Genomic DNA, 5964 nt, shown 5'->3' on the forward strand with positions numbered 1-5964 from the left:
TGCCGGCAAGCGCTCTTGAGTAACATTCCTCTGCTTCATCTACATGCCCGTATTCGGCCAGGAGGTAAGCGTACCCGGTATTTGCCTTTACATTTTCGGGCGAGGTTTCAAGTACGGTTTTATACTCATTTTCGGCTTCCTGAACTCTTCCGAGCTCTAAAAGAAGCTCAGAGTAAGCACATCTTACATCTGCATTTTCAGGGTTTTCATTCAGGACTTCAAGATAGCTTGCTTCGGCTTCAGGGGAAAAGCCCAGTACATGTGCTGCAATACCCAGCGCATAGCAGGAATCTTCGCGGAGCTTTCCGGAAGCCTGCATTAAGCAGACCTTTGCAAAAACGTATTCTTCCAGATGCATTTTTTGCTGCTTGCATGCGTTAGAGAGTTCAAGTAGAAGTTTTGGGGGATAAGATTTTTCTTTTGAGCTTTTCAGAGCAAAATCAGCTGCACAGGATAGGTTTTTCTGGTCAGATCCGATTATTCCAATAACATCGTACACAAAATCGTCAATAGCATCAAAGTCCATGTATCCGGCACCTCAGAAAAGTGAATGTTCTGGTAGGGGGGTTGTCAGTGTAACATCCGGAGTATAGTTTACGCTTAATTGAATATATTAGTGAGTGAATATTGCGTAAGATTATTAGACATACTATTAGTGTTTGAATAGTGTATAAGAGACCGAGTATAATATTATAATTATCGTATAACATTCTATCCCTTTATTACGCAAAATAAAACAGCTGATTGCATTGAACGACAACGGTTTCATAAAAAAATATATTTTGCAGGATAAAAAACAAGGGATGTAGGGCAGGAGACGTAATAAAAATATATCGTCGAATATAAAAACATAAAAAGTGTTACTATTAACTGGAATGAAAAAACGAAAACGAAATAAATAAAAATACGAATAGAAAAGAAAAGCATATCTAATGATAGTATTAGCCAGAGGGAAAAGGAATTAAATAATTTTTACTAAGGCATAAATTCAACGTTTAAAAATAACTGGTTTGTATCAAATTAGAGGTAAACAGCAGGTAAACCATAAGTAAACCATAGGTTTATACTGTTTTTAGCTATTTTGATCGTTTTTATAATTTCATCAATTTTATCGCTTTTTTGGAAGTGCCTGAGAAATCTGTTGATGTTATTCCGGGAAACCTGAATGGCAGTTCCGTTACATTCTTTTTAACTCCCTTTTGGTATTTATAAAGCCCATTTATTAGATTTAACCCCCTATTGGTAAACAGATGCCCCTTTTATCCAGCGTATAGTATTGCCTGCCGCTTTAGCCTGCCTGAGTCTGCCGGAACCCGCCTGAGTCTGCCTGAACCTGCCTGAGTCTGCCTGAACCTGCCTGAGTCTGCCTGAGCCCTCCTGAGTCCGCCTGCATATAATAGGTAAAAACGAAAGCATTAGCTGAACAGAAACTTTGATCCAAAAATATCAACCGTGTTTTTTCAGAATTTTCATAATGATAAAAAACCCTGCAAGGTTTATTACCCCTATCAGGAAATATCCTATCAGGTGCGTTGAGTTCCGGCCAAAAATCGAATCTCCGTCTCCGAAAACACCTGCAGAGCTGGTTTCTTCTTTTGCTCCCTCCGGGGAGGATTCGCTTTCCTTTGTTTTGGCTCCTTTACCCCCGAATTCGACCACCGAATCAGTTTTAAGAAAAACCTCTTTCTCCTTTTCTTCAAGGCTATTTCCGGAATTCAGAACAGCCCCGACAGCATAGGAGTTCTCCGGCTCAAGGCCGAGGAAAAGGAACTGGTCATCGTTTCCTGGAGATGAAATTACTTTTCCATCTTTCCTGAGTTCTACGGATCCTTTTTCAGGAAGTTTAACTTTCAGGTTCACGTGCCCTGTAAGCAGGATCTGCTCTCCTTGCGTAAACCTGGGCCTGTCCGGGACATCAAGGATTCCAAGAAGGGTGGGAGCAAAGTCCTCCTGCCCGAATTCTCCCCTGATAACTCCGCTCTCGACATCCTGTGCATATACGATGAGCGGGACCATCTGCGCTTCATCCGATACCGAGTATTTTTCGGACTGGTGCCCTCCTTTAGAACCATCTGCCGAAAAAGCCATCCCATGGTCTGAGGTCAGGACAAAAGCAAGGTTGTTTTTTTCACATAGTTTATAGAGGGATAAAAGCTCCGAATCAAGGTTTTCGATGCAGTCTATATATCCATAGTTGCCCCTGTAGTGCCCGCTCATATCAATTGCCCCTACATTGACAGTCAACAGGTATTTTTGCCCGGGCCTGTTTTTTGCCATGTACTCTACAACAGCACAGGCAGCTTCAATACCCCACCTGTTATATCCGTTATACTTTTCCCCAGTCTCTTTTGAGGTGACATATCCCGGAGCCAGGTCAGCCTCCGCTTCCATTAGCTGCAAAAGCCCGGATGGCACCGGATTATCCTGGGAATGTTCATACTGCGCAAGCACTATCTCCATCTTCTTTATAGAGTTGTTTTCATCCCTAAGGACAGCATCCTGTTCGGCGCAGATTGACCAGGAATCCCCTTTTTCCATAACAGCAATACAGAGATAGCCCTCACTGTGTAAAACATCGAAAATATTTGCATCTTTAAAACTAACAAACTCGCTGTCTGCACCCGGGTTTCCGGTAACAAGGACCGAGTGCCCTCCTTCGGTAAATGTCTGCGGAGCACGAAACTCGAGAACCCGGGCACTGTTTTTGCCTATTTCCGGAATATTCTCAAGCCTGGCGTTTTCAAGGGGTGTACCGTCAAGTGCGTGCGGTGTAAGCTCCGGATAGATAAAAGGGGCACTTAAGCCGTCAACGATCAACACGACTGCACCGTCAGGTGTATTGACAGGGTTTACCTCAACCTCGGTAAGTGCAGATACAGGAGCTGGTAAAGCTGCAGAAAGGATCAACAGTGTTGTAAGTAAAACCAGAATTGGAAATAATTTGAAGTTTTGGATCCCGGGAATCATTGTAAATTATTTTAGATTCATCAGCTATAAAGAATTTCCCTTTTCAAAAAATCTGCTGGCAAAGTTCGCTGCCTTATCTATTTAGTGAGACGTAGAGGACATATACATACGGGGCTGTAGTGAAATCTTCAGATCTAAATTTTTTATTTAATATCCAGGTTTAAGGTTACCTTTTTAAAGGTTTATTTTTTTAAAGGTTTATTGTACCAGAAGGAGTAAAGGTATAACACTTGCCAAACATACCAGTAACATTCTGAAAAACCCTATCATATAATCCAAAAAACAGGGAGATTCCCCATGAAGATGAACCCACGCTGTACCTACTGCCTGCTTTCGAGAGTGCATTTTCAATCAAAGCTTTCAACGGATGATGAAGATCTGATCTGCAAGACGATTCATGAATGCCTTGACGTCATGAATAAACATTATGACCCCGAGGCGGTATCAGCATCCGTAGCAACTAAAATTCACCGAAAGTGCTATGAAATCCTCGAAGACAATGATCCATATGAAGTCACAAAAAAGCTCATCAACCAGGCTGCATTAAAAGTCCTGCCCGCAGCAAAAGAAAAAATTTACGAAAACTCTCCTGACGACGGGGAACTCTTCAGGCGGGCAGTGCTTGCGTCGGTTGTCGCTAATTATTTTGATTTCGGGATTATGGGCTTTGATGCCAGCGAAGATAAATTTGAAGCTGCTTTTCTAAAACTTTTCGAGCACGGGCTTGACGTTGATGATACCCCAAAGATGATGGGGCTCCTTAAGGATGTTGTCTACATTGCCGACAACTGCGGAGAGATCCTTTTTGATCTTATTGTTTTCGACGTGATTAAAAAACTCGGCGGAAATATCACACTCGTGGTCCGTGGAGGTCCTATTCTCACAGATGTTACATTAGAAGAGGTAAAAGAGTTTGAAATCGATAAAAAGGTTGATAGGATAATGACCACAGGTTCAAACGCTGTAGGTATCCTGATCGAAGAAGCCCCGGCCGAACTTCTCGATGCAATGAAAGACGCAACCCTTATCATCAGCAAGGGCATGGCAAACTACGAGACCCTCTCCGAACATAATTTCGGGCCGATTGCCTATATGCTCCTTACAAAATGCGAGTGTGTGGCTGAAGACCTCGGGCTTGAACAGGGCCTGTCGGTTGCAAAACTGATGAACTTCCCCTGAAGTTCGCGCCTGCCGGATCTTTTGTCCGGATATTTCGTGGCATATTTGGCATGAAAGTACTGTGATTTGAAAAGTACTTTCATTTCTTTGTGTGTTATTTGAAGAATTTCATGTTTTTTTCAGATTTTCCGGCTGCCGGATTTTTTCGGCAACTTTTTATCGAGCAGAGCTACACATTAAATATAGTTAATGAAAAATACTTTAAGGTCAATGCGGAATTTTATCAGATTTGGCAGTTTCAAAATACAGGCAAGCCAGATATTTATTGATATATAATTATCTATTATCTAAACCGTATAAGAAGAACAGTATAAGGAGAGATCTAAGATGTGTGAACTTAATGTAATTATGCTTCGTGGAGAAAACCGAGAGAAGGTCATGGAGTCTGTAGCAAAGATTCTGGTTGAAGGAAACTCAATTCAGCTTACCGGAATCCTCGGAGATAAAATGACGGTTGAAGGCTCAATAAAGGAAATCAATTTCTCACGCGGGGAAGCCCTTATTCTGTCAAATTGATTTTTTTTACTTTTTTACTTTACTTCTTCCTGAGTTTTACCTGCTTATTGACCTTTTTTCTTTAGCAGGAATAAGATCATCTGTTTTAGTGGGAAGACAGGTCTGATAAAGAGTCTTGCTAATTTACTGAAGAACCGGTGAATTTCTAACCTTTCGGAAAACCATCTGGAAGCTCCGGAAGCACTGAATCTCTCCTCCAGTTTCTTTAATTTGCAATAACTACCCGGGAAAAGCATTTATCTATTCTTCTCTATAACCTCAATGTTACCTGAGATATAACAATCAACAATCAGGCGTAAATTTAAAGCACTCAAAATATTTATCACTTAAATCAGTATCTTAGTTCGAAGATCGGGCAGTTTTTAGCATCTCTTAATTTCATACGTGCATTATAAATCCATGAAACACTTTAAATTTATGCATATATGTAGATTAGTTTAATTCACTACCCGGAAATCGCAAACTTATAAAAAACAATTTTCAGTTGTTCAGGCTATTAGACTGTAATTCACTCTAATTTAGTCTAATTTACTACAAATTAGACTAATTTATTTAGACTAATTTACTATAATTTAGACTAATCCTGAATTGGATAGTTCAGGATAAACAGGACAGGATAATAAATGGCTAAAGCAAAGATTGCAGTAAACGGTTACGGAACTATAGGGAAAAGAGTTGCAGACGCCGTACAGGCTCAGGACGATATGGAAATCATAGGCGTTTCCAAGACAAAGCCAAACTATGAGGCTGCAGTAGCCCACCAGCTAGGGTATGACATCTATGCCCCTGCCGCCAATCTGGGAGCTTTTGAAAAGGCAGGAATACCTGCCGCCGGGAGCATTGAGGAAATGGTGGAAAAAGCCGACCTGGTTGTGGACTGCACTCCTGGAGGAGTGGGGGAAGCTAATAAAGCCCTGTACGAAAAAGCCGGGGTAAAGGCCATCTGGCAGGGTGGTGAGGAGCACGAACTTACGGGTTTTTCCTTTAACGCCGTCTCAAACTACGAAGGGGCTCTGGGCCTTGACTTCTTGAGGGTGGTTTCCTGCAACACCACAGGGCTTTGCAGAGTCATCTATCCCATAGACAAAGCATTTGGGGTAAAGAAGGTCAGGGTAACTCTTACCCGAAGGTCAGCCGATCCCAATGATATAAAGAAGGGACCGATCAATGCAATCGTACCGGACCCGATCCAGCTGCCTTCCCACCACGGTCCCGATGTGAAGACTGTTATTCCCCAGATCAATATCTGTCTCTTATACACATCTGACGCTGCCGACGAATAGAGAGGTGTAGATCTCGGTG

The 5964-nt window shown here is 41.9% G+C and carries 5 protein-coding genes and 1 pseudogene; 3 read left to right on the plus strand and 3 right to left on the minus strand.

What is annotated here, in order from left to right; all coding sequences use genetic code 11:
• The 3 genes from EO95_RS10775 to EO95_RS10780 all read right to left on the minus strand — a co-directional run.
• A partial coding sequence (locus EO95_RS10775; protein WP_048134688.1) for a tetratricopeptide repeat protein occupies positions 1-526 on the minus strand: 526 nt, incomplete at its 3' end.
• A gap of 762 nt (positions 527-1288) precedes the next feature.
• Positions 1289-1441, minus strand: a complete 153-nt coding sequence (locus EO95_RS17650; protein ID WP_156164045.1) for a hypothetical protein — start codon at positions 1439-1441, stop codon at positions 1289-1291.
• Between the two features lie 5 nt (positions 1442-1446).
• A complete protein-coding gene (locus tag EO95_RS10780) occupies positions 1447-2967 on the minus strand; it encodes a sulfatase-like hydrolase/transferase (RefSeq protein WP_048134689.1) in 1521 nt (506 codons plus the stop codon).
• A gap of 297 nt (positions 2968-3264) precedes the next feature.
• Here EO95_RS10780 and EO95_RS10785 point away from each other — a divergent pair, with 297 nt between their 5' ends.
• The 3 genes and pseudogenes from EO95_RS10785 to EO95_RS10800 form a co-directional block, all read left to right on the plus strand.
• Entirely contained in the window at positions 3265-4146 is an 882-nt protein-coding gene (locus tag EO95_RS10785; protein WP_048134690.1) for a DUF89 domain-containing protein, read from the plus strand.
• A gap of 327 nt (positions 4147-4473) precedes the next feature.
• Positions 4474-4662, plus strand: coding sequence for a CooT family nickel-binding protein (locus EO95_RS10790; protein WP_048134691.1), 189 nt, complete (start codon positions 4474-4476; stop codon positions 4660-4662).
• Positions 4663-5285: 623 nt separating this feature from the next.
• Positions 5286-5909 (plus strand): annotated as a pseudogene (locus EO95_RS10800) (type II glyceraldehyde-3-phosphate dehydrogenase); the annotation flags it as partial.
• Between the last annotated feature and the right edge of the window lie 55 nt (positions 5910-5964).

This window comes from Methanosarcina sp. 1.H.T.1A.1, from assembly GCF_000979295.1.
In the GTDB taxonomy this organism is placed as follows: Archaea; Halobacteriota; Methanosarcinia; order Methanosarcinales; family Methanosarcinaceae; genus Methanosarcina.